22 protein-coding genes and 1 riboswitch are annotated in these 22,036 nt (G+C 74.2%); of the genes, 11 read left to right on the top strand and 11 right to left on the bottom strand.

The annotated features are described in order from the left end of the window. Window positions 1-7 precede the first annotated feature (7 nt). From EJK16_RS15945 to EJK16_RS15930, 3 genes are all read left to right on the top strand, one after another. The gene (locus EJK16_RS15945) at window positions 8-298 is read left to right on the top strand and encodes a hypothetical protein (RefSeq protein ID WP_127131085.1); all 291 of its coding nucleotides are present in this window, start codon (window positions 8-10) and stop codon (window positions 296-298) included. A gap of 126 nt (window positions 299-424) precedes the next feature. Then, window positions 425-958: a hypothetical protein gene (locus EJK16_RS15940; protein WP_127131083.1), complete on the top strand. Its 534-nt coding sequence runs from the start codon at window positions 425-427 to the stop codon at window positions 956-958. Window positions 959-1,460: 502 nt separating this feature from the next. Further along, window positions 1,461-1,865, top strand: a complete 405-nt coding sequence (locus EJK16_RS15930; protein ID WP_164737376.1) for a hypothetical protein — start codon at window positions 1,461-1,463, stop codon at window positions 1,863-1,865. Window positions 1,866-1,908: 43 nt separating this feature from the next. On the opposite strand, the gene EJK16_RS15925 is transcribed toward EJK16_RS15930, so the two are convergent. From EJK16_RS15925 to EJK16_RS19685, 3 genes are all read right to left on the bottom strand, one after another. Beyond that, entirely contained in the window at window positions 1,909-2,514 is a 606-nt protein-coding gene (locus EJK16_RS15925) for a low molecular weight phosphatase family protein (RefSeq protein WP_240646114.1), read from the bottom strand. Window positions 2,515-2,644: 130 nt separating this feature from the next. Beyond that, on the bottom strand, window positions 2,645-3,586 hold the full coding sequence (locus EJK16_RS15920) for a phosphoglycerate dehydrogenase (protein WP_127131075.1): 942 nt from the start codon (window positions 3,584-3,586) through the stop codon (window positions 2,645-2,647). Then, window positions 3,583-3,882 carry a DUF2530 domain-containing protein gene (locus EJK16_RS19685; protein ID WP_164737375.1) on the bottom strand — a complete coding sequence of 100 codons (300 nt, stop codon included), beginning with the start codon at window positions 3,880-3,882 and terminating at the stop codon, window positions 3,583-3,585. The genes EJK16_RS15920 and EJK16_RS19685 overlap by 4 nt, the downstream gene beginning before the upstream one ends. A gap of 142 nt (window positions 3,883-4,024) precedes the next feature. On the opposite strand from EJK16_RS19685, the gene EJK16_RS15910 reads away from it, so the two are divergent. Together EJK16_RS15910 and EJK16_RS15905 are read left to right on the top strand one after the other, a co-directional pair. Then, window positions 4,025-5,470: an NCS2 family permease gene (locus EJK16_RS15910; protein WP_127131071.1), complete on the top strand. Its 1,446-nt coding sequence runs from the start codon at window positions 4,025-4,027 to the stop codon at window positions 5,468-5,470. A 40-nt stretch (window positions 5,471-5,510) separates the two neighbouring features. Then, the gene (locus tag EJK16_RS15905; protein WP_127131069.1) at window positions 5,511-6,005 is read left to right on the top strand and encodes a heme-degrading domain-containing protein; all 495 of its coding nucleotides are present in this window, start codon (window positions 5,511-5,513) and stop codon (window positions 6,003-6,005) included. Window positions 6,006-6,092: 87 nt separating this feature from the next. Here EJK16_RS15905 and EJK16_RS15900 read toward each other — a convergent pair whose 3' ends face one another. Both EJK16_RS15900 and gntP read right to left on the bottom strand, forming a co-directional pair. Beyond that, window positions 6,093-7,043 carry an NAD(P)-dependent oxidoreductase gene (locus tag EJK16_RS15900; RefSeq protein WP_127131067.1) on the bottom strand — a complete coding sequence of 317 codons (951 nt, stop codon included), beginning with the start codon at window positions 7,041-7,043 and terminating at the stop codon, window positions 6,093-6,095. Between the two features lies 1 nt (window position 7,044). Next, the gene (gntP, locus tag EJK16_RS15895; protein WP_127131065.1) at window positions 7,045-8,388 is read right to left on the bottom strand and encodes a gluconate permease GntP; all 1,344 of its coding nucleotides are present in this window, start codon (window positions 8,386-8,388) and stop codon (window positions 7,045-7,047) included. 267 nt (window positions 8,389-8,655) lie between these two features. Between gntP and EJK16_RS15890 the strand changes: the two genes are divergently transcribed. From EJK16_RS15890 to EJK16_RS15875, 4 genes are all read left to right on the top strand, one after another. Then, window positions 8,656-9,117, top strand: a complete 462-nt coding sequence (locus tag EJK16_RS15890; RefSeq protein ID WP_127131063.1) for a MarR family winged helix-turn-helix transcriptional regulator — start codon at window positions 8,656-8,658, stop codon at window positions 9,115-9,117. Then, on the top strand, window positions 9,114-10,466 hold the full coding sequence (locus tag EJK16_RS15885; RefSeq protein ID WP_127131061.1) for an MFS transporter: 1,353 nt from the start codon (window positions 9,114-9,116) through the stop codon (window positions 10,464-10,466). The genes EJK16_RS15890 and EJK16_RS15885 overlap by 4 nt, the downstream gene beginning before the upstream one ends. Before the next feature lie 117 nt (window positions 10,467-10,583). Next, entirely contained in the window at window positions 10,584-10,811 is a 228-nt protein-coding gene (locus EJK16_RS15880) for a hypothetical protein (protein ID WP_127131059.1), read from the top strand. Between the two features lie 74 nt (window positions 10,812-10,885). Next, window positions 10,886-11,110, top strand: coding sequence for a hypothetical protein (locus EJK16_RS15875; RefSeq protein ID WP_127131058.1), 225 nt, complete (start codon window positions 10,886-10,888; stop codon window positions 11,108-11,110). On the opposite strand, the gene EJK16_RS15870 is transcribed toward EJK16_RS15875, so the two are convergent. The 4 genes from EJK16_RS15870 to EJK16_RS15855 form a co-directional block, all read right to left on the bottom strand. After that, window positions 11,065-14,682 (bottom strand): bifunctional RecB family nuclease/DEAD/DEAH box helicase, encoded by a 3,618-nt coding sequence (locus EJK16_RS15870; RefSeq protein WP_127131056.1) that lies wholly within the window; start codon window positions 14,680-14,682, stop codon window positions 11,065-11,067. The genes EJK16_RS15875 and EJK16_RS15870 overlap by 46 nt on opposite strands. A gap of 166 nt (window positions 14,683-14,848) precedes the next feature. Beyond that, window positions 14,849-15,034, bottom strand: a complete 186-nt coding sequence (locus tag EJK16_RS15865; RefSeq protein ID WP_127131054.1) for a tautomerase family protein — start codon at window positions 15,032-15,034, stop codon at window positions 14,849-14,851. Continuing rightward, window positions 14,997-15,689: a GNAT family N-acetyltransferase gene (locus tag EJK16_RS15860; protein ID WP_205739802.1), complete on the bottom strand. Its 693-nt coding sequence runs from the start codon at window positions 15,687-15,689 to the stop codon at window positions 14,997-14,999. Before EJK16_RS15860 ends, EJK16_RS15865 begins: the two co-directional genes overlap by 38 nt. Beyond that, window positions 15,686-16,624 carry a ribonuclease Z gene (locus EJK16_RS15855; RefSeq protein ID WP_127131052.1) on the bottom strand — a complete coding sequence of 313 codons (939 nt, stop codon included), beginning with the start codon at window positions 16,622-16,624 and terminating at the stop codon, window positions 15,686-15,688. The genes EJK16_RS15860 and EJK16_RS15855 overlap by 4 nt, the downstream gene beginning before the upstream one ends. Before the next feature lie 625 nt (window positions 16,625-17,249). Here EJK16_RS15855 and EJK16_RS15850 point away from each other — a divergent pair. Beyond that, entirely contained in the window at window positions 17,250-17,936 is a 687-nt protein-coding gene (locus EJK16_RS15850; RefSeq protein WP_164737374.1) for a sugar isomerase domain-containing protein, read from the top strand. Between the two features lie 52 nt (window positions 17,937-17,988). Here EJK16_RS15850 and serC read toward each other — a convergent pair whose 3' ends face one another. Beyond that, complete coding sequence (gene serC / locus EJK16_RS15845; RefSeq protein WP_127131048.1) at window positions 17,989-19,101, bottom strand: phosphoserine transaminase; 1,113 nt, start codon at window positions 19,099-19,101, stop codon at window positions 17,989-17,991. Window positions 19,102-19,188: 87 nt separating this feature from the next. Continuing rightward, window positions 19,189-20,292, bottom strand: a complete 1,104-nt coding sequence (locus EJK16_RS15840; protein ID WP_127131046.1) for a citrate/2-methylcitrate synthase — start codon at window positions 20,290-20,292, stop codon at window positions 19,189-19,191. A 182-nt stretch (window positions 20,293-20,474) separates the two neighbouring features. Between EJK16_RS15840 and EJK16_RS20345 the strand changes: the two genes are divergently transcribed. After that, on the top strand, window positions 20,475-21,317 hold the full coding sequence (locus EJK16_RS20345; protein ID WP_240646113.1) for a metal-dependent transcriptional regulator: 843 nt from the start codon (window positions 20,475-20,477) through the stop codon (window positions 21,315-21,317). 558 nt (window positions 21,318-21,875) lie between these two features. Then, a riboswitch (cyclic di-AMP (ydaO/yuaA leader) is annotated at window positions 21,876-22,035 on the top strand. Window position 22,036: the final 1 nt, after the last annotated feature.

Below are 22,036 nucleotides of genomic sequence, written 5' to 3'. Positions count from 1 at the left end.
CGCGCGCGTGCCGTCCTACCGCGTGAGGATGGCCGTCGGGCTGCTCCGCCCCGGCGTGGCCCCGGAAGGGCTGCTGCCCGCGGCGGCAGACGCCGCGGCCGAGGTGGTCACCGTGGAGGCCCGCGACGTCGCCATCGTCCGCGGTGCGCCCGTGATCAGCGTGCGCTTCACCGCGGACGACGACGGCGACGCCGACGCCGTCGCCCGGCGTGTCGAGGCGACGGTGCGAGGCCTCGCGACGCCCGGGCGGCCGAACCTGGAGTGCCGGGCCGGCGGCAGGTGGCGGCCGGTGCGGTGACACGCCACGCCGCTCGGGCAGGAACCGGACATGGCACCTTTTCGTGTCGCGAGCGTCCCCAATCGGGTCGATGCTCGAGCCAGACCCAGATCCAGCCCGGACCACGCTGACGAGGGGAAACGAGCAATGCCCGCCACCGTATTACTCAACCGAGTGCCGTCCGAGATCGAGGCGGAGATCGTCGCCCACGGCGCGCACACGACGTCCGCCTGGTGTGACGGCGTCGATCTCGTCGTCAGCACGGGCCGCGTGCCGTCCTTGCCGGCCGCAGACGTGCTCCAGGTCGGCGGCGACATCGACGGCACCGTCGCCGGCGGGTTCTTCGCACGCGAACCCGTCATGGCGCCGCAGTGGAGGATCACCCTCGAGGCCGAGCTGCTCGGCGTGGCCGAGATCGCCACGGCGAACCTCCTGCTCGACCCGCCCCGGACGGGCATGCGGTGGATCCCCGGGGTCGGCCCCTCGACCAGCCGGCACGTCACCCCGCTCGTGACGGCGCCGTCCGGCCACCACGCCGCGATGGTCGTGAACCGCCCCGGCCGCGGCCACCTGTGGTGGGTCTCGGAGAAGACCCTGGACTATCTGCCCTGGGTGGAGATCGCCATGTCCTACCGGGGGCGGCAGCTGGGGTTCCCCGAGAGCGACGTCGACTTCGAGTGAGCCGCGTCGGTGCCTGCTCCGACTGACGAGTGCTGACGCGTCGGCGCGTGCCCCGCATCGGACGCGCCGTGAACCGGGGGCCTCACCCGCGCCGACACCCCGCCTCACCTGCGCCCGCCGCCGCCATCGCCCAGAACCACACAGGGTGAGAGCCGCATTTCACCAGGGCCTTCATCCGGAACGGCATCCCGCGCGGGGCTGCTCGCTGCTGTGCTTGACGGGTCAGTTCCGGACGTGCGCGGACGGTGAAGCGCACACCCGGGATCGCGAGGTCGCCGCCACCGGCGGCACCAGGAGCGACCGAGGATCGCCCGCTCCGCAGCCCCTGAGGACGAGCAGTGAGCGAAACCATGACGGGCCGCCAGGGCCTTGGCCCCGGAACCGCGACCGCCGGGCCGCGGCGCCCGCCCGGAACCGCGACCGCCACGCCGCGGCGCGCGCCCACGCCGCGGCGCGCGCCCGGGCCGTGCGGGCGCAGGCGCCCCCGGCCCGGGTGCTGACCGTGCCCGCAGGCCACGCCGGGCAGCCGGCCATCTCACCGCACGTCCTGCGCACCCTCAGTGAGGAGATGGGCGCGGACATCGCCCGCGCGTTCGCCGAGCGTTACGTCGCGATGCTGGACGGCCGGATGGCGCGCATCCGCGCCGCACTGGCCGGGGACGACGGCGAGCACGCGCACGTGGCGGCGCTGAGCCTGTCCTGCTCGAGCTCCATGGTGGGCGCGGACACGGTCGCCGGCCTGGCGAGGAAGACGGCGGACGCCGCCCACGCCGGCGCCGTCGACCAGGCCCGTGCGCACCTGCCCGAGCTGGAGGCGTGCGCCGAGGAGGCGGCGACGGCGCTCACCCACGTGCTCCTGCGGACGGGGGAAGGGCCCGGACCTGGCGGCCCGGGAGAGCCTCTCTGACACGGACCGCCGGACACGTCGCCTCGGTCGAGGCGGTGGGCGGTCAGGCCCCGGTCGAGCCCTCGGCGCCCAGCACGAGCCGAGCGACTGTCTGCACCGCGGCGAGAATCTGGTCGAACGAGGCCTCGTAGACGGGCAGCGTCCGCTTGTACGGGTCGACGACATCGTCGAGCTCGGCCGGTACCTGCGCCCGGTGCGCCGCCGCCAGGGGCACCAGCGCGGCGAGCCGGCGGGCCGGGCCGGCCCCCGGCCCTGCCTGGGCCTCGAGCTCGGCGCCGTCCACCCGGTTCCCCAGCCGGGCGAACTCACGCAGTGTGAAGGCGCGGCGCACCGCGGCGGGCCACAGGTCGACCGCGGCGGCACGGTGCGCGCGGGTCAGCGCCAGCACCAGGTCCGCGTCGCGCACCATCGACTGCGTGACGCGGCGGGCCGCGAAGCCCTCGGTGCCCACGCCGACCCCGTGGAGCAGCTCCGCCATCGGCTCGTGCACGGGCTGGCCGACCAGCGCGCCCGTGCCCGCGCTCGAGACCGCGATCCCTCGGTCGGTGCCGATCGCCGAGCGCAGCAGCCGCTCGGCGGCGGGCGACCGGCAGATGTTGCCGGTGCACACCGCCAACACCGAGAAGCTTCCGTCAGACGTGTCCGTCAATTCCGCTCCTCCGCTGCAGTAGGCGGCCCGCCCGCCTCCACAGCTGGTTGCTGGGCGCCACGTCGACCCCACGGGCGACGTGCGTCGACCTGGCCACGGGCGGGCCCCGTCCGCACGGTGCGGTGGTCCCTCAGCGCCCGACGACGTTGCGCAGCGGCTCACCGGCCAGCAGCGCGGCGACATTGTGCGAGATGAGCTCGTCGGCGCCCACCGGGCGCCCGCCGGCGGCGTGCGGGGTGAGGAGCAGGTTCGGCGCGTCCCACACCGGCGAGGTGGCCGGCAGCGGCTCGACGGCGGTCACGTCGAGCCCCGCCCCGGCGAGGCGGCCGGCGCGCAGCGCCTCGACCAGCGCGTCCTCGTCCACGGTGGTGCCGCGGCCCACGTTGACCAGCAGGGCGCCCTCCGGCAGCGCGGCCAGGCGCTCGGCATTCAGGGCCTTGTCCGTCGCGGGCGAGGAGGGCAGCACCATGACGAGCAGGTCGGTCGTGGCGAGCGCGGCTTCGATCTGCTCCTCCGCCACGACGGGGAAGCCGGCCCGCTCCCCGGCGCTGCGCGCCACTCCCGTCACGGTGGCGCCGAGGGAGCGGTACAGCGGCGCGAGGCGCTGACCGATGGAGCCGAACCCCCAGATGAGCACGCGCGCGCCGATCAGGGTCGTGATCTGCCCGGAGGGGCGCAGGGGCTGCACGCCGCCGATCTCGGTGGCCCACCGGTGCTCACGCTGCGCCTCACGCGCCTGCGGCAGGCGGCGGATCAGGGCCAGCGAGAGGGCGAGGGCGTGCTCGCTCACGGTGGCGTCGTGCAGGCCGCGCCCCGAGGTGACGACGGCGCCGTCGTCGAAGCCGGCCGCGAGGACGGCGTCGGGGCCCGCGGCGAGGGCCTGCACCCAGGTCAGCCCGGTGAGGTCCCGGGCGAGCTGTTCGAGGTGCTCCCGCGAGTTGCCCCAGACGACCAACGCCTCGGCGTCGTGGTGCTCGGCCGGCAGCGGCTCCGAGGGGGAGTACGGGACGGCCTCGACGTCGTCGGGCAGGGCGGGGTGCAGGTCGATACCCGTGGGCAGCAGGATCTTCATGGGGTGGGGCTCTCCTTTGAGGGTGATGGTGACGGGGTGGACGGGGACGGCGGCGCCGCGACCCGGCGGGCCCGGCGCTCGTGGACGAAGCCCCAGGCGATTCCGACGACGCCCATGCCGAGCCCGGCGAGGCAGACGTCGAGCAGGTGGTGCCCGACGCGACCTTGGGCGATGAGGACGGCCACCACGACCGTGCCGGCCGCCCACACCGCGGTGCCCGTCACGGCCAGCGTGACGGCGTTGACCTTGGCCGTCGGCGGGTCGGGGCGCCGCTCGAAGAGGTGCATGTCGGGCATGGCCCGATGGTAGAGGCCCCCGGCGGGGCCGTGCGCCGGGGTGTCAGCCACGCCACATCGGCGGTGAGACGCCGATTCCAGGAAATGGGAGGGTGTGCGACGATTGGCCAACGTGAGCACAGCAGCGCCGAGCGCGCCCCCCATGAAGACGTCCCCCGGCTGGCTGGACAGCACCTTCCGCATCACGGAGCGGGGCTCGACCGTCGGCCGGGAGGTGCGCGGCGGCATCGTGACGTTCTTCGCGATGTGCTACATCCTCGTGCTGAACCCGCTCATCCTCTCCACCCCGGACAGCACGGGCGCGTACCTCGGCGGGGGGACCGACGAGCCCAACCGTGCCGCCGTCGCCGCGGGCACCGCCCTGGTGGCCGGCCTCATGTCGATCCTCATGGGCTCCGTCGCGAACTTCCCGCTCGCCCTCGCGGCGGGGCTGGGCATCAACGCCCTGCTGGCCTACACGATCGTCGGGCTGCCCGGCATGACGTGGGGCGACGCGATGGGCCTGATCGTCCTCGAGGGCCTGATCATCCTCGTCCTGGTGCTCACCGGGCTGCGCGGGGCCATCTTCAGGGCCGTGCCGACTCAGCTCAAGGTCGCCATCTCGGTGGGCATCGGCCTGTTCATCGCGCTCGTCGGCCTCGTCAATGCCGGCATCGTGCGCACCGGCGGCGGCACGCCGCTCGGGCTGGGCGTGAACGGCTCCCTGGCCGGCTGGCCGTCGCTCGTGTTCATCGTCGGCCTGTTCCTCATCATGGTCCTCATGGTGCGGAAGGTGCGCGGCGCCATCCTCATCGGCATCGTGGCCGCCACGGTCCTGGCCGGCGTCGTCGAGGCTGTCGCCCACCTCGGCGTCCTCGGCCCGGAGAACCCGGGCGGCTGGGGCCTGTCCGTGCCGGCACTGGAGGGCCCGGTCATCCAGGCCCCGCAGTTCTCCACGCTCGGTGACTTCTCGCTGTTCGGGGCCTTCGAGAAGATCGGCCCCATCGCCGCGCTGCTGCTGATCTTCTCGATCATGCTGGCCGACTTCTTCGACACGATGGGCACCATGGTGGCCATCGGCGCCGAGGCCGACCTGCTCGACGAGGCCGGCAACCCCCCGAACACCAGCCGCATCCTGGTCATCGACTCCATCGCCGCGGCCGCCGGTGGCGCGGCGGGCGTCTCCTCCAACACCAGCTATATCGAGTCCGCCACCGGCGTGGGCGACGGCGCCCGCACGGGCTTCGCCTCGATCGTCACCGGCGTCTGCTTCCTGCTGGCCACCTTCCTGGCCCCGCTGGCGGCGGCCGTGCCGTACGAGGCGGCGACCCCGGCGCTGGTCATCGTCGGGTTCCTCATGATGCAGCAGGTCACGGACATCAGCTGGCGCGACGCCGGCATCGCGATCCCCGCGTTCCTCACGATCGTCCTCATGCCGTTCGCCTACTCCATCACGGCGGGCATCGGCGCCGGGTTCATCGCCTACGTGGTCCTCGCCGCCGCCCGCCGGGGCGGGGCGCGCACGGTGCACTGGCTCATGTGGGTCGTGGCCGCGCTGTTCGTCGTGTACTTCGCGCTCGGCCCGATCCAGCAGGCCCTGGGCATCTAGGCCCGGTAGGCCGCCGCGCGGGCGCCCTACAGTGGCGCCCATGACCTACTCGTCCGAGTTCTACGAACAGATCCTCGCCGAGGAGGCCGAGCTGCGGGTGACCTCCTTCGACAGGGAGGACGCCTGGCAGCTCGGCTCCCGGATGCGTGCGGCGGCGGCCGACCGGGCCCTGCCGGTCACGGTCGGCATCGTCCTCGGCGGGCAGCGCGTCTTCCACGCCGCGCTCGAGGGGACGAGCGCCGACAACGACGCCTGGCTGGAGCGCAAGACCGCCGTCGTGCTGCGCTACGGGCACAGCTCGCTGGGCGTGGGGGAGCAGTTCCGGGTCCAGGGCAAGGACTTCGACCGCGACAGCCGCCTGGACGTGGACCGCTACGCCGCCCACGGCGGGGTCTTCCCCCTCGCGCTGGCCGGCGGCACCCTGCTGGGGGCGGCCGGCGTCTCCGGGCTGCCCCAGCGGGACGACCACGCGTTCGTCGTCGGGCAGCTGCGGGAGTTCCTGGCCGCGCGGCGCCGAGCGGCGGCGGGCTGGTGATCCCCCGCCGCCCGCTCGGCGACCGCGATCGTGACGGCGAGCGCCGCCCGTTCGGCACCCCCGGGCGACGGCGAGCGTGACGCCGGTCTAGTACCCCCGGGCGAGGTCGACGGCGAGCGCCGGCCGCTCGCCCCGCGCGAGCGCCTCCCGGCACTGAAGGATCGCCGCGACGACGTCGGCGGGCTCGGTCGGTCCGGACACGTGCGGCGTGAGTGTCACGCGCTCGTGGTCCCAGCGCCAGTCGTCGCCCGGGAGCGGCTCGGTCTCGACGACGTCGAGGACGGCGTGGCGGACGTGCCCGTCCGCCAGCGCCGCGCGGAGGCCCGCGGGCACGACGCACGCGCCGCGCCCGACGTTGACGACGAGCGCGTCGTCCAGGTGCGCGAAGAGGTCGTGCCCGAGCAGGCCGCGCGTGGCGTCGGTCAGGGGCAGCGCGCACACGAGGACGTCGCAGCCCGCCAGGTGGGCGGCCCCGTCACGGAGCGCCACCACCTCGTCGAAGGGGGCACGCGCACGCCCGTGTGTGTTCATGCCGACCACGCGGAAGCCGCCGCCGCGCAGGACACCGGCGATGCCCGCGCCGATCTCGCCGGTGCCGAGCACGACGACGCCCCGGTTCCCCGGCGCGCGGTTGGCGAGCGGCGCCCAGACGTGCCGGGCCTGCTGGTCCCGGTAGCGGGCAAGCTGCAGATGGTCGGCGAGCACCTGGCCGAGGACGTACGTGCCGATCGCGCGCGGCATCGACCCGACGGTCCGGGTCAGGACCGGCCCGCCGACGGCGGGGGAGGTGCCGAGGGACCGCAGGGCCGCGTCGACGCCGGCCGCCATGGCGTGCACCCACCGCACGGCCGAGGAGCCGAGGTTGCCGGGCACCGTGAACCCGGCGTAGCTGTCCGCCCACGCCAGGTCGGCGGCGGAGACGTCCCCGGCCGCGGCCACGCGGGTGGCCAGGCCGGGGACCTCCCCGAGCGCGCGGGCCACGGCGGCGGCGAGCGGGCCCGAGAGCACCATGCGCCGCGCCGTGAACCTGGTGCTCATGTCAGCCGACGAACACGCTGATGAGCATGACCATGCCCAGGCCGACGACCGAGTTGCAGAGCTCGAGCAGGCCCCACGTCTTGAGGGTGTCCTTGACGGAGAGGTCGAAGTAGCCCTTGAACAGCCAGAACGAGGCGTCGTTGACGTGGGTGAGGGTGTTCGAGCCGGCCGCGGTGGCGAGCACGAGCAGGGCCGGGTCGACGCCGACGAGGGTGCCGTCGGGGCCCATGAGTGCGGCGCCGATGATGCCTGCGGCGGTCATGGCCGAGACCACGCCCTGGCCGGTGGCCAGGCGGATGAGCACGGTGATGAGCCAGGCCATGATGTACGGCGAGATTGAGGTGGCGCCCATGAGGGAGCCGATGTAGTCGCCGATGCCGGTGTCGATGATGACCTGCTTGAGCGCGCCGCCGGCGCCGATGATCAGGACGACCATGGCGATGCCCTTGACGGCCTCCCCGAAGCCGTCCATGCCCCACTGGATCCCACGCCCCGGGCGGATGCCGAAGAAGTAGAACGCGGCGGCCATCGCGACCGACACGGCCACGATCGAGGAGCCGAAGAAGTTGACCCAGGTGTGGGCGGTCGAGCCCTCGGTGAGCCAGATGTTGGCGATCGTCGCGGCGATCATCAGGATCGCCGGGATGAGGGGCACGAAGATCGAGATGCCGAAGGAGGGCATGTTGCGCTCCTCGATCGGCTCCGAGGACTGCAGCAGCTTGGGGATGGGGCGGTCGAGGTTGCCGAGGAACCGCGGCAGGACGAACCCGGTGATGATCACGGTCGGGATCGCGATGATGATGCCGTAGATGTAGACCATGCCGGTGTCGGCGGCGTAGGCGTCGACCAGGGCGACCGGGCCCGGCTGCGGCGGGAACAGCGAGTGCGCCGTCGTCGCGGCGGCGACCGCCGGGATGGCGATCTTGAGGAACGGCATCTTGGCCTCGATCGCCACCGAGATGATCAGCGGCGCCAGGATGATGAACGCGACCTCGTAGAACATCGCGAGGCCGAAGACCAGGCCGGCGATGACCATCGCCCACTTGACGAACCGGATCCCGAACCGGTCGATCAGGGTCCGCGCGATCCGGTGCGCGGCACCGGAGTCGACCATGAGCTTGCCGATGACGGCACCGAACACGACGATGATCGCCAGCGAGCCCAGCGTCGAGCCGAAGCCGGTCTGGATGGTGTTCAGCAGGTCGAGCGGCGCGAAGCCCTCGAGGAAGCCGATGAGCAGCGCCGCGAGCAGCAGCGCGATCATCGCGTTGATCTTCCACTTGATGTTGAGCAGCAGCATCAGCCCGATGCCGAGCACAACGTAGACGATGTGCAGCCAGTCCATGACGGGGTCTCCCGGAGGCGGTCAGAGGTAGCCCGGAGGCGCGTCGGCCGGCGGCGCCCGGTGAGGGCGCACCGGTGCCGAGAGCTCTCCGGGCGGGTTGGTACCCATGCTGCCCCCGCCGCGTCTGCCCGACCTAGGCCTCTCGGGAACTTGCCACTTGTTGTCCCTGTGGGACCGCTCACAGCGGGGACCGTCCGACGGGCCGCGCGGCCCGGAATAACCCCGTTTGCGGGAAAGTTAGCAAGGGTAATGAGTTACGCTAACGAAATGACGATCGCCGCCGAGTCCCCCGCGCCCGCCCAGCACAGGCCCGAGCGCCGGCCCGACCTCGCCACCAACCTGCGGATCGCGACGCTCCGGCTCTCCCGGCGCCTGCGCAACGAGTCCAGCTCGGAGGTCAGCGAGGCCCAGTACTCGGTGCTCGCCGCCGTCGTCCACAACGGGCCGCTGACGCCCAAGCAGCTCGCCGACCGCGAGCGGGTCCAGCCCCCGTCGATGACCCGCACCGTCGCGGCCCTGGAGGACGCCGGGTACGTCGCGCGCACGCCGCACCCCGAGGACGGGCGCCAGGTGGTCGTCACCGCCACGGACGCCGGCCGGGACCTGGTCAAGGAGATCAAGCGGCGACGGAACGCCTGGCTGAACAAGGGGCTCGCCAGGCTGACCCCCGCGGAGCGGGAGGTCGTGGCGGAGGCCGCCGTGATACTGCGAAGGATGGTGGAGGAATGAGCCGGACCTTCTACTCGCTGCGGTACTTCAACTACCGCCTCTGGTTCTTCGGGGCGCTCGTCGCAAACGTCGGCACGTGGATGCAGCGTGTCGCCCAGGACTGGCTGGTCCTGACCGTCCTGTCGGACAACTCCGGCTTCGCGGTCGGCGTGGTCACCGCCCTGCAGTTCCTGCCCACCCTGCTGCTGAGCCCGCTCGCCGGGGTGCTCGCCGACCGGCTGCCCAGGCGCAAGCTCCTCATCGCGACCCAGAGCGGACTCGGGATCCTGGCCGCCGGGCTGGGGGTGCTCGTCCTCACGGGCGTCGCCGAGCTGTGGCACGTCTACGTCTTCGCCCTGGCCCTCGGCGTGGTCACCGCGCTGGACGGGCCGGTGCGCCAGACCTTCGTCGCCGAGATGGTGCCCGCCGCGGACCTGCCCAACGCCGTCGGGTTGAACTCCACGTCCTTCAACATCGCCCGGCTGATCGGGCCCGGGGTCGCCGGCCTGCTCATCGCCGTGGTGGGCCCGGGCTGGGTGTTCCTCATCAACGCGGTCTCCTTCGGGGCGACGATCTTCTCCCTGACCCTCATGCGCACGCGGGAGCTCCACGAGACGCCGCACGCCCCCCGCGCCAAGGGGCAGGTGCGCGCGGGCGTGAAGTACGTGCGCCGCCGCAGCGACATCCTGGTGATCATGGTGGTGGTCGGCGTCGTCTCGGCCTTCGGCCTGAACTTCCAGCTGACCTCCGCCACCATGGCCCGCGAGGAGTTCGGCATGGGGGCGGGGGAGTACGGGATCCTCGGCTCGATCCTGGCCATCGGCTCGGTCACCGGCGCGCTGCTGGCCGCCCGACGCAAGAACCCGCGGGTGCGCCTCGTGATCGGGGCGGCGCTGCTGTTCGGGCTCACCATGGGCGTCCAGGCCCTCATGCCCACCTACGAGCTGTACGCCCTGCTGTGCATCCCCGTCGGCCTGTTCTCCCTGACGATGATGACGGCCGCCAACACCACCGTGCAGATGTCCACCGAGCCGGCCATGCGCGGCCGGGTGATGAGCCTGTACATGATGGTCTTCATGGGCGCGACGCCGATCGGCTCGCCCATCGTCGGCTGGATCTCGGAGGCCTTCGGGCCGCGCTGGTCCGTGGGCGTCGGCGCGATCGCCTCCATCCTCGTCGCGGTGGGCGCCGCGGTCTGGGTGAAGCGGTCCTGGCACGTGCGGGTGCACTACCAGCTCGCGCACCGGCCGCACCTGGTGGTCGACGGGCCGCGGGAGCGCTACGTCCGCTCGTCCGAGCGGGCCGAGCGGGACCTGGCCCGGGCCACCCTCGCCAAGGACGAGGCGCAGCACGTGACCGAGACGGCATAGCCGGCTCCCCGGTGTGCCGACTCGGGGCCGTCCCGCCACGGCGGGAGGCGGCGCGGTGGCCGGGGAGGGGTGGTGGGTCCGCCGCCCTGACGGCCGCTCCCGCCTAGACTCCCCGCCATGCTCAGACGCCTGGTCGCCGTCGTCGTGGTGGGCGCCGCGACGGCCGTGGCGCTGCTGCTCCTCGCCGGCCACCACCGCTGGGCCGGCCCCGTCATCCTGGAGGTGAGCGGGTCGCACGGGCTCAACGCCGGCGACCTCCCCGTCCTCGCGGCGTGGGCGGCGGTGGCCCTGTGGGGCTGGCGGGTGTGGCGCCGCCCCGGGCGCCCGGGTTACCGCGAACCCTGAGCCGCGGCGGCCCGCTGTTGCGCCCGCCCCGGCGTGGGGCGAGGGTGAGAGCTGCCGACGGAAGGGGTCATGTCATGAGCGAGTCGACGTTGGGCAGGGCACGGGAGTCCGCGGACCGGGCGAGCGCGGCGGCTCATGCGGCCGCGCAGAACCTGAATGACACGGGCGCGGACATCGACGAGGCGGCCGACGCCGACGTCCCCTTCGCCGACGAGGCCGAGCGCCCCGCCGAGCAGGAAGAGGCCCCGCTGGATCAGCCCGGCGGGGACATCGCGGGCCCGGGCTCGCCGATGCCCTGAGCGTGGCGGCGCGGTGAGCGGCCCGGCGGTTCTCGCCTCCCGTCGTCGCACAGCCGGATGAAGGCGCCGAGCTCGGCGAGGGCCTCCGGCGTCGGGGGCAGGTAGTCGGTGAGCTGCCTCGAGCGGATGAGGATCGCGGCCCACTGGCCTCGGGAGACGGCCACGTTGATGCGGTTGCGCGAGAGCAGGAACCCCATCCCGCGGGGCACGTCCTCGGGCGTCGAAGCCGCCATGGACACGATCACGACGGGGGCCTCCTGCCCCTGGAGCTTGTCGACCGTGCCGACGCGCGCCTCCCCGAGCCCGGCCGCGTCCAGGTGGGCCCGGATGCTCGCGACCTGGGCGTTGTAGGCGGCGACGACGAGGACGTCGCCCGGCCCCAGCGGCCGCGGCGGCGCCACGCCGTCGGACCACGCGCGGCCCACGAGACCCCGGATCCGGCGGACCACCTCGGCCGACTCCTCCGGCGAGACGGTGGCGTTGCCGCGGTGGTCCAGCACGACCACGTGGATCCCAGGCTCGACCCCCTCGAGCGAGCGCCGCGCGGTGACCCGCTCCTGGGAGGAGAGCCGGCCCTCGTACGAGAGCCGGGAGACCGGCGCCGTGAGCGCGGGATGCATCCGCCACGTCCGCTCCAGGAAGTACCCGTGCTCGGCGGGCAGGGCGCCGTGCCCGCCCGCGACCCACCCCAGCGCCGAGCCGTCGACCGGCTCGGGGTGCGCGCCCTGGCTCACCTGCGGCAGCTGCTGCGGGTCCCCGAGCAGCAGCAGGCGCTGGGCGGCGAGCGAGACGGCCAGTGTGGTGGCCAGGCAGAACTGCCCGGCCTCGTCCACGACCAGCAGGTCGAGCAGGCCGCGCGGAACCCGCCCGGTGTTGGTGAAGTCCCACGCCGTCCCGCCCAGCACGCACCCGTGCGTGCGGTGCCGGTCCAGGAAGGCCGCGTACGCCGAGTCGGGGACCACGGACCACGGGTGGGGTCGCGCGTCGGCGTCCTTCTTGCCCACCCGGTCGGCCGGGACGCCCGCCTCGACCACGGTGTCCAGGAGGTGCTCGACGACGGCGTGGGACTGGGCCACCACACCCACCCGCCACCCGTCGGCGACGAGGCGGGCGATCACCCGCGCGCCCACATACGTCTTGCCGGTGCCCGGCGGGCCCTGCACCGCGAGGTAGGACCGGTCCAGCGCCCGGACCGCGGCGGTGATCGCGGTGACGGGGCCATCCTCGGCCGCCGGGACCGGGGGCAGGGCGCCGCCGGCCACCCGGGGCGGGAGCCGGCGGGCGAGGTCCAGGCCGGGGTGGGGGAAGAGGCCCGCGGCGGCCACGTCCCCGGCGAGTGCCCTGACGGCCGCCTCCTGCGAGGCCGTCGCGGGGGGCGGCCCGGGGCTCAGGGCCACCGGTAGGTCCGGGTAGGGGGCCGCGTCGGACGCCAGCCTCTCCTCCACCAGGAGCGAGCGGTCCGCGTGCTCGCGGACGACGGCCCGCTGGTGGCCGGCGCGGATGCCGCCGGCCGGCGGGGTCAGGCCGCCGGGAAAGAGCGGGTCATAATGGAGGAAGACGGCGGTGCCCTCGCCCGTGGTGGACCCGGTGGCCATGGTGCCGGTGAGCCGGAGACGCCGGCGGAGGCTGCGCTGGCGCCCCTCCTTGAACCAGTCCCGCTCGACGGCGACCGCGTCCGGGATCAGGGTGTCGCGCTGCTCGCCCCAGTCCTCCAACGGCGTGGAGAGCCGGTCGAAGTGCTCCCACCAGAAGGGCTTGCGCTCACGGCGGGAGTAGCCCAGGGCCGCCGCCACCATGGCGAAGGCCTGCTCGTCCGCCGTGCGCGCCTCCGCCGGGCCGTCGCCCGCGCGGGCGAGAAGGGCCGCGCGGAGCTCGGCGTCCGGGTCAGCGTCGCTCGTGCGGGGGGCGTCGTCGCCGTCCTCCGCCCCGCCGTCGGCGCCCCGTCCGGCCGCTTCGCCGGCGTCGGCGCCGGGTCCGCCCCCGCCGCCGTGCCCGGCGTCGCCCGCCGACCCTGCCGCGGCGCGCTGCGCGGACAGCGTCTCGAGGAGCCAGCGGTGCAGCGCGCGGGTGGAGCGGCAGTCGTAGTGGTTGTACTCCGCGATGGCGGCCAGCGTCGCGGCGGCGCCGTCCGCGTCGCCGGCGTCGGCGAGGTCGCAGGCGACGGCGTACATGGCCACGGAGTCCGCCGCGTTGTCCAGCTGGTCCGAGCGAGCCTCGGCCATGTACAGCGGCTCGAGCTTCTTGAGCGAGTACGACGGCTGCGAGACGCGGATGCCCTGGCGGACCGTCGCGTACAGGTCCACCAGGACGCCGTCGCGCAGCAGCTCGTCCAGCTCCTCCTCACCCACGCCGTGCCGGCCCACCAGGCGCCGCAGCGCCGTCTTCTCGTATGGGGCGTAGTGGTAGACGTGCATCCCGGGGTGGGCGCGGCGGCGGTCCCGCAGGTACTCGAGGAAACCCTCCAGGGCGTGCTTCTCCGCCGCCCGGTCGTGCGCCCAGTAGGTGCGGAACTCCCCGGTGTCCGCCTCCACGAGCCCGAAGAGGTACTCCAGCCCCCAGTCCGAGCCGCCCCGCGCCCACAGCGGGTCGCCCTCGAAGTCGAAGTAGACGTCGCCCGGGTCCGGCGCGGGCAGGGAGGCGATGGCGGCGGCGTCGACGACCTCCGCGCGCACGAGGGGGCGCCCGTCCGGGCCCGGGCCGGCGCGGTCCTGCGCGCTCTGCAGCCGGGCCTGGTGGCGCAGCGACTCCAGGGTCGAGCGGGCCATGGCGTCGACCGGTCCCGTGGACGCGGCGAGCTCCTCGACCGTCGTGATGCCGGCCGCGCGGAGCTTCGCGCGCTGGGACAGGCGCAGGTTCGCCACCAGCAGCACGTCGCGGTGGGCCTCGGCCGCCCGCGCGCACGTGGGGCACCGCCCGCACGCGCGGTAGCGGTCGTCACCCCACCGGGCGGCGTCCGGCTGGGCCGCGTGCCCGTCCACGAGCGCCTCGAGCCGGGCCCGGCGCTCGCGGTAGAGCGCGACGATGTCGGTGAGGTCGTGGCCGGAGATGCTCCCGTCGCCGAGGAGGAGGCGGCCCTCGGCGCTCACCGGGATGCCGGCGCGGGCCAGCTGGTCGGCGTAGGCGGCGAGCTGGAGCAGCGCCGGGATCTTCGCGTGCCGGGCGAGCTTGCTGTCGTGGACGGCGTAGCGCGACGCGTGCTCGCGGACCAGGAAGTCGGCGCGCCCGTGGAAGCGCCCGTCGAAGAAGCTGCCCTGGTAGACCACGTCGACCCCGGCGCGCAGCGCCTCCAGGGTCCGCGCGTGGTGCGCCTCGAGGGCGGCCCGCTCGTACGCCGGCGGGACCAGCTCGAGGACGCCACCGGGGCCGTGGGACCGGCGCAGCCCCTCCAGCACCCGCCGCTCGTGCGCCTGGCCCAGCTCCGCCACGCGGGCCGCCATCGCGTCCACCGTGGTGGGCGCCGGCTCCGCGCGGCCCAGGCGCTGGTCGAGCTGGTGGAGCACGGCGAGCTCGCACGAGGACCCGAGCGTGACGTCCCCGGCGCTGAGGACCACGACGTCGTCGAGAAGGAACATGGACCACCTCGCAGCGAGGGAGACGCGGGACCGTCCCCACCGCCAAGGCTGCCACCCGGGTGTGACATCGCCGACCATCTGCCGGCGCGGCGCGGCGCTGACCCCGAAGCCGGCGGCGGGATCGCGCTGCTACACGCGGGAGCTGATGGCCGGGGATTGCTGGGGCTCATGTCTCGTCCGTGAACCTGTCCCCGACGGCCCAGTGGTCGGGCTCGACCTCGGTGACGATGACACGCACCGAGGACAGCGGGGCGTCGAGCGTGCGGGCGATGGTGCGGGCCACCTCGCGGACACACTCCTGGACGGTCTCCTTCTCACGCCCGCGGACGAGGCTGATCTGGACCAGCGGCATCTGGTTCCTTCGTGGGGCGGGTCTCGGGGGGCACGGGGGACGGGCGGGCGACGTCGGTGCCGCTGGGCGGGCCGAGGGCCATGCGCACCGTGGGCCGCCCGCGGCGCCGGGCGACCTCGGCGAACCCCGCCCGCAGGAAGACGCCGAGCGTACCGGGGTACATGGCGCTGGAGGATCCGCGGCCCGCGGGGTCGACCGGGTAGCCCTCGAGGAACTGCGCCCCGTGGGCCCGCGCGTGGCCGACGGCTGCCGCGAGCAGCACCGTCGTCAGCCCCTGCCCGCGGCGTCCCAGAGGGACGTAGAAGCAGGTCACCGACCAGCACCCGGGGATACCCTCGTCGTACGCGGCAACGGCGGAGCGCGGGATCCGGGGGTACTCGGGCCGTGGCGCGACGGCGACCCAGCCGACCGGCACGTCCCCGTCGTAGGCGAGGAGCCCGGGCGCCGGCGCCCGGCCGGCACGCTCGGCCATGAGGTCGCGACGGCCGGCTACCCGGGCGGTGTCGAAGTCCTTGCCGGGCAGCCGCCACCACGCGCACCAGCAGCGAGACTGGTCGCCCGGTCCGGCGAAGAGCCGTTGGAGGTCCGGCCAGCGCTCGGGCGCGAGCGGGTGGACGCCGACCGGCGTAGGGCCGGGCCGCTGCTGCTTGGTCATCGGTGCCCCTGGAGGTGACGGGACATCCGCACCGCGGGCGGTGTCCCCGGGAGCTCCCGGCGCGGCGGCATGGCGATGCGGTCGAGGTCCGCGGCGGCCAGCACCCTGGCGCCCCCGGCACGCGCCCCGGCCTGCGCGGCCAGGGGCGCGGCGTCGGGGTAGCGGGACGAGAAGTGGGTGAGCACGAGCGTGCCCGCCCCGCCCGTGCCGGCGAGCGCCCCCGCCTGGCCGGCGGTGAGGTGCTTGTAGGCAGTCGCCAGGTCGGCCGCCTCGTCGGCGAATGTGCACTCCGTGACGAGCAGGTCCGCGCCCTCGGCGAGGGCCTCGGCGCCCGCGCACACGGCGGTGTCCATCACGAGGGCGAAGCGCTGTCCCGGGCGCGCCACGCTGACGTCCGCGAGGCGCACCCCGCCGGCGCCGCCCTCGCGCTGGAGCCGGCCCACGTCGGGGCCGGCGAGGCCGGCGGCGGCCAGCAGCTCGGGCACCAGCGTGCGCCCGTCCGGCTCGGTGAGACGGTAGCCGTAGGTCTCGATGCGATGGTTCAGCGGGGCCACCTCGAGCCCCTCCGCGACCTCGCCGGCCGCGCCGTGCGGGCGCAGCCGCAGGTCGATCCCCGGACCGGCCACGGAGACCAGCGCGCGCACCACCTCCTCGCCCGACGCCGGGTAGTGCAGGTGCACGGGGTGGTCCACGCCGTCGACGGCCATCCGCGAGAGCACACCGGGCAGCCCGAAGCAGTGGTCGCCGTGGACGTGGGTGAGGCAGATCCGGGTGATCCGCGAGGTCGCCACGCCGGCGTGGGTCAGCTGGCGCTGCGTGCCCTCACCCGGGTCGAACAGGAGGTCCTGCCCGTCCCAGCGCAGCAGGTAGCCGTTGTGGTTGCGGGTCCGCGTGGGCACCTGGGACGCGGTGCCCAGTACGACGAGTTCTCGCATCATGCAGAGTCTGCCGGGTGTGAGCCCGGTCGGACGGATTTGCCCCACAAGCGATGCTGGAGTGGCGGATCGCGGCCGCGTGAGCGCATCAGGCGTCACCTGAGCCCCGATTGTGGGGCAATCCGAGTGCCCTCCCGCCGAAGACGCCGTTCCTCCGCCGCCGAAGAACCTAGGGTGGTCAGATGTCCGACCTGGACGATGAGCCACCTACGTCTGTGCGGCCAGGCGTCGCCGCAGCGATCGTCGACACTTCGTGTACGTAGTCGTGCTCAATCTGTAGGGCGTGCTCGAGGCCGTCGTTCTAGTCAAGAAACGGGTGAAAGGACGGTTTCGCCAAGCCTCCGCCGCGGCCGGGAAGGTTCTTGCTGGGCTCGCGCTGTGGGTAGTGCTGTTCGGTAGCAAGTTCCTTGTCCTGGGAGCAGTCGACCTCGTCTTCGGTTACCGGGTCAGCCTCGGCGGCTTCCTTTCGGTGACTCTGCTGGTCCTGGTGTTGTTGCTCGCGCGCGCTGCCGTGCGCCGACTTCTTCAACCCGGCCAGACGATGGGGCCCACGCCTGACAGGGGAACGGATCCAGAGCGAGCGACGCGCCTGAGGTCTGAGCCGCCAGATCGCGCTGCGAGAACCGTGACCAATTCCGCTGCGAGACCGCTCCGCGCGACGGCCCAGCTCGTCGTGACCACCTGGAAGGACGACAGGCTGGTGTACAGCGCCGGCGCGGGCCACTCCATCGCGGGCGTCATCGAGACCTTCTTCCGGGCAGGCGGCCTCGCCCACGTCCGGCCCCTGTGGCACCCCGACCTGCTGCCCCTGCACGGCGCGGCGCGGTCCACCGCGGCGGAACGGACCGAGGGGCTCGGCCCGTCGGTCGTCGGGGCGTCCCCGATCCGCCGGGGCGACGCGCTCGTGATCTTCTCCAGCTCCGGCATCAACTTCTATCCGGTCGAGGTGGCCCGGCACGCCCGCGAACGCGGTGCCGCGGTCGTCGCCGTGACGTCCGTGCGCGCGTCCCGCGCCGCCCCGGCCCGGGCCGGTGTGCGGCTCGAGGAGATCGCCGACGTGGTCATCGACACCGAGGTGCCGCCGGGCGATGCCAGCTGGCCGCCCGGGGCGCCCGAGACCGCACCGCTGTCCTCGGTCTCGAACACCGTGCTGTGGGACGCCGTCCTCGTCCTCGCCCGGCAGCTGGAGCCGGGTCTCGGCCTGTGGCGCAGCGCGAACACCGCGGGCGGCGATGCCGGCAACGCCGCGCTCCTGCGCCGTTTCTCCGCCCTCGTCCCGGAGATCATGGGCAGCGCGCAGCGGCCGGGGTAGCCCCGGCCGGCCGGGGCTACCGCGGTAGCCCCGGCCGCCGAGGCGCGGCCGGTCAGGCGGACCGCTCGACCAGGTAGTCCACGCACGCGGTCAGCGCCACGACGTCCGCCGGGTCCACGGCCGGGAACATCCCCACGCGGAGCTGGTTGCGGCCGAGCTTGCGGTAGGGCTCGACGTCGATGATCCCGTTCGCGCGGAGCGTCGCGGCCAGCGCCTTCGCGTCCACGGCGTCGTCGAAGTCGATGGTCCCGACCACCGGGGAGCGGTGGGCCGGCTCCGCCACGAACGGCGCCGCGAAGTCCCGGGACCCGGCCCAGTCGTACAGGGCCCCGGACGACCGCGCCGTCCGCCCGGCGGCCCAGTCGAGGCCGCCGTTCTCCAGCATCCACTCGACCTGCTCGGCGAGCAGGATCAGCGTGGCGACGGCCGGGGTGTTGAGCGTCTGGTCCTTGCGGGAGTTCTCGACCGCGAGCTGAAGGTTGAGGAAGTCCGGCACCCAGCGGCTCGCCGTGACCTCCGCGATGCGCTCGAGGGCGGCCGGGGAGGCGACCGCAAGCCACAGGCCGCCGTCGGAGGCGAAGTTCTTCTGCGGGGCGAAGTAGTACACGTCCGTCTCGGCCAGGTCGACGGCGACCCCGCCGGCGGCCGACGTCGCGTCCACGACCGTCAGGGCGCCGTCCTCCGCCACACGCTCGACGGGGGAGAGGACGCCGGTGGAGGTCTCGTTGTGCGGGTAGGCGTAGACGTCGATGCCCTCGGCCGGGGCGCAGCGGGCGAGGGCGCCGGCGGGCGCGGTGCGGATGTCGGAGTCCCTCAGGAAGGGGGCGCGGGCCGTGCCGGTGGCGAACTTGTGGCCGAACTCGCCGAAGTCGGCGTGCTGGGCGCGCTCGCGGACCAGGGAGAACGTCGCGGCGTCCCAGAAGGCCGTGGAGCCGCCGTTGCCCAGGACGACCTCGTAACCCTCCGGGGCGCCGAGCAGCGCGGCCACGCCCTCGCGCACCCGGCGCACGAGCGCGCGCACCGGCTCCTGGCGGTGGGAGGTGCCCAGCACCGTCCCGCCGAGCGCGGCCAGCATGTCGACCTGCGCGGGCCGGACCTTGCTCGGGCCGCAGCCGAAGCGCCCGTCGGCGGGGAGGAGGTTGGTGGGGATGGTGAGGGTCTCCATGACCGGGGATCATCCCACCGACGGCGGACCGGGCGGCGGCGCGTCCAGGATCACGGGCCGACGCGTCCCGGACGGTCCCGGCGCCGGTCACCCCTGCAGCGCCCGCTGCACCTCCAGGACGTGGGCCGACCAGCCCGCGGTGCGCCCGCACATGTACAGCGCGCTGAGCAGGCGCGGGGCGACGCCGACGTGGTCGAGGAGGATGGCGGCCCAGAACATGGCGTTGGGCCGGTAGCCCGCCCGTGCCTGGGCCCCCGACAGCTCGGCGAGCGCCAGCGCGGGCGGGAGTGCCGGCGGGGGGAACCTCGGGGCCGGCGAGCCCGCGCTCTCCGCCAGCGCCGTCATGGCCTCCTCGCCGGCGCGTGCGACGGCGTCGCCCACCTCCACCCGGGGCGCGCCCGCCCGCACGCAGGCGTCGCGCAGCATCGCGACCCGCGAGTCCGTGGGCACCATCTGCTCGCCGAAACCGGGCAGCGTGCCGTGGCTGGCCAGGTGCGCGGTCACGACGGCGCCCGCGTCGCCGGTGCGCTCGGCCTCCTCGACGAGCGCCAGGCCGCGGGCGACGGCACCGCCGCCGAAGGGCCCGCCGGCCACCGCGACCGCCGCCGCCAGGCAGGAGGCGGCGTCGGACCCCATCTGGGCGGCCAGGCGCGCGGTGCGGGTCGAGGGCGAGAGCCCGTCCTCGGCCATCGCGAGCCAGAAGGTCTCCAGCGCCTCACGGGCGGCGGGGTCGGCCTCACCGCGCCAGCGCACGAGGAACCGTTCGGTGAGGCCGTCGGCGAGGTCGATCTCGCGCTGGGGCACGGCAGGGACGTCCTCCCCGCGGGCGGACTGCGCCACGAAGCTCATCGTCATCACCGAGGCGCGGGCCAGGTTGTCGCGCGCCTCCTCGACGGAGATGTCCAGCAGCGGCCGGTACGCCCACGCCGGCGTCAGCTGCGCCAGCGCGGAGAGCACGTCCGCCCGGACGTCACCCGTGCGCGCCGGAAGCCGGAACGGTTCCGCCGGTGGGAGCCGCCGCGTGCCGGCGCCGTCGACGAGCAGGCCCCACACCTCGTCGAACGGCGTACCGGCCAGTGTGGCGACGTCGCGGCCGCGGTAGGCGGGCGCACCTGTGTCGGGATTCACGGCGAAGATCGCCGGCAGGTTGGGGCCGTCCGGGGCGTTCTCGGGCTGGGGTGTGGTCAGCATCACGTGCAGGATAGGTGCGGTCGACCAGAAGGAGAAACAGACGACCGAAACGTCTCCGTCCTCGGACGTGGGCGGATCGGCCTCTTGTTGGCCGGTTCTCCCTATCCTGGGAGCTGGACGGCCTGCGGCCGGCGCCGGTGCGGCGCCGACGCCCCAGGACCTGCACAGAGAGCGGGGGACGCGTGAGCGACCTGATCGACACCACCGAGATGTACCTCAAGACGGTCTACGAGCTGGAGGAGGAGGGCGTGGTGCCGCTGCGCGCCCGCATCGCGGAGCGGCTCGGGCACTCTGGTCCCACCGTCTCGCAGACCGTCGCCCGGATGGAGCGCGACGGCCTTCTCCTGCTCACCGGCAACCGCCAGCTCCAGCTCACCGACGAGGGCCGGACGAAGGCCACCAAGGTGATGCGCAAGCACCGGCTCGCCGAGCGTCTGCTCACCGACGTCGTCGGCCTGGAGTGGGCGTTCGTGCACGAGGAGGCGTGCCGGTGGGAGCACGTCATGAGCGAGCGCGTCGAGCGCCGGTTGCTCGACCTGCTCGACCACCCGCACATCGACCCGTACGGCAACCCGATCCCCGGCCTCGAGCAGCTCGGGGACGTCAGCGCGGCGGCCCCGCAGGCGCAGGTGCGCTCGCTCGCCGACATCGCGGCTGAGCGCGCGCCCGCCGGGGTCGTCGGCGCCGCCTCCTCGCACGCCGGCGCGAGCCACGTGACCCACGCGGCGGTGACCGGTTCGGCCGTGCCGCACGCCGTCCCGCCCGTCACCACGCCGGGCAGCGGGCCCGCCGTGGCCGGCGAGCGCGAGGTCGCGTTCGAGGTGGTGCTGGCCCGCATCGGTGAGCCGTTGCAGGTCGACGTCGAGCTGCTGGGCCGCATGGCGGAGGTCGGGCTGCTCCCGGGTGTCCGCGTCGAGGTGCTGGTGCGGCCCGACCTGGACCTCGTGACCCTGCACGCGCCGGGCTCGCCGATGATGCTCGACCTCCCGGAGGACATCACCCGGCACCTCTTCGTGACCAGCTGACCCCGTTTCCCTCGCACCGCCGTCCCTCGGGCCGCCGCCGAGGCGGTGACGCTGGCCCGGGCGGTGCGGCCCGGGCCAGATCGCATCACGCCGAAAACTTCGTACTGACAATCCGTACGAAAGCTTCGGCCAGTGCGCAGGCGCGCGTGGTCAACCGGTGCGACGTCGCGGCTCGCGGCCCCCGCGCCGGCCGGCCCGCCCCGACCGCCGCCGCGTTGGCCCGCCCCGTCGACGCCGCCACCCTGCCGCGTCGGTCCGCGGCCGCCGCGCTGGCCGGCCCTGGCGCCGACGTCACGTACCCGGGGCGCTTCCCACCCCACCGGGGTGACCCCACCGCTCGCGGCGTCGCTCGCCCGATACCGGGAGGCACGGCGCCCCCACCTGCGCATTCGTCCGTCCGCGGCCATATCCCGTCGGTGGGCGCCCGGCCGGCGAGATGTGAGTTGAACCACGGTCCGTGATCTAACCGTGACATTCGGGGATCCGTTCCCGTAACGTCTCCACCGCTTCCGAATCCCTTCTTCGTGAAGCCTCCGGGCGGAGTCCGAACCCTGCCGCCGCACCGGAGCTCCGTACTACCTCGTAGGCAGGGACGGGGGAACCAGTGTTCGCGGTCCCGGGCAACCAGGGCCTTGGGGTGAAGTGCGGCCATCTCCGGCGCACCGGGCTTCTCCGGCCCGAACCCGACAGCTCACCCCGCAGGAGCAGGAGAGGTATCC

Origin of the sequence: Georgenia sp. SYP-B2076 (assembly GCF_003991205.1) — a bacterium.
Lineage (GTDB): Bacteria > Actinomycetota > Actinomycetes > Actinomycetales > Actinomycetaceae > Georgenia.
The sequence above is the reverse complement of the archived record's forward strand: the minus strand, read 5'-3'. Positions and strand labels throughout refer to the sequence as shown.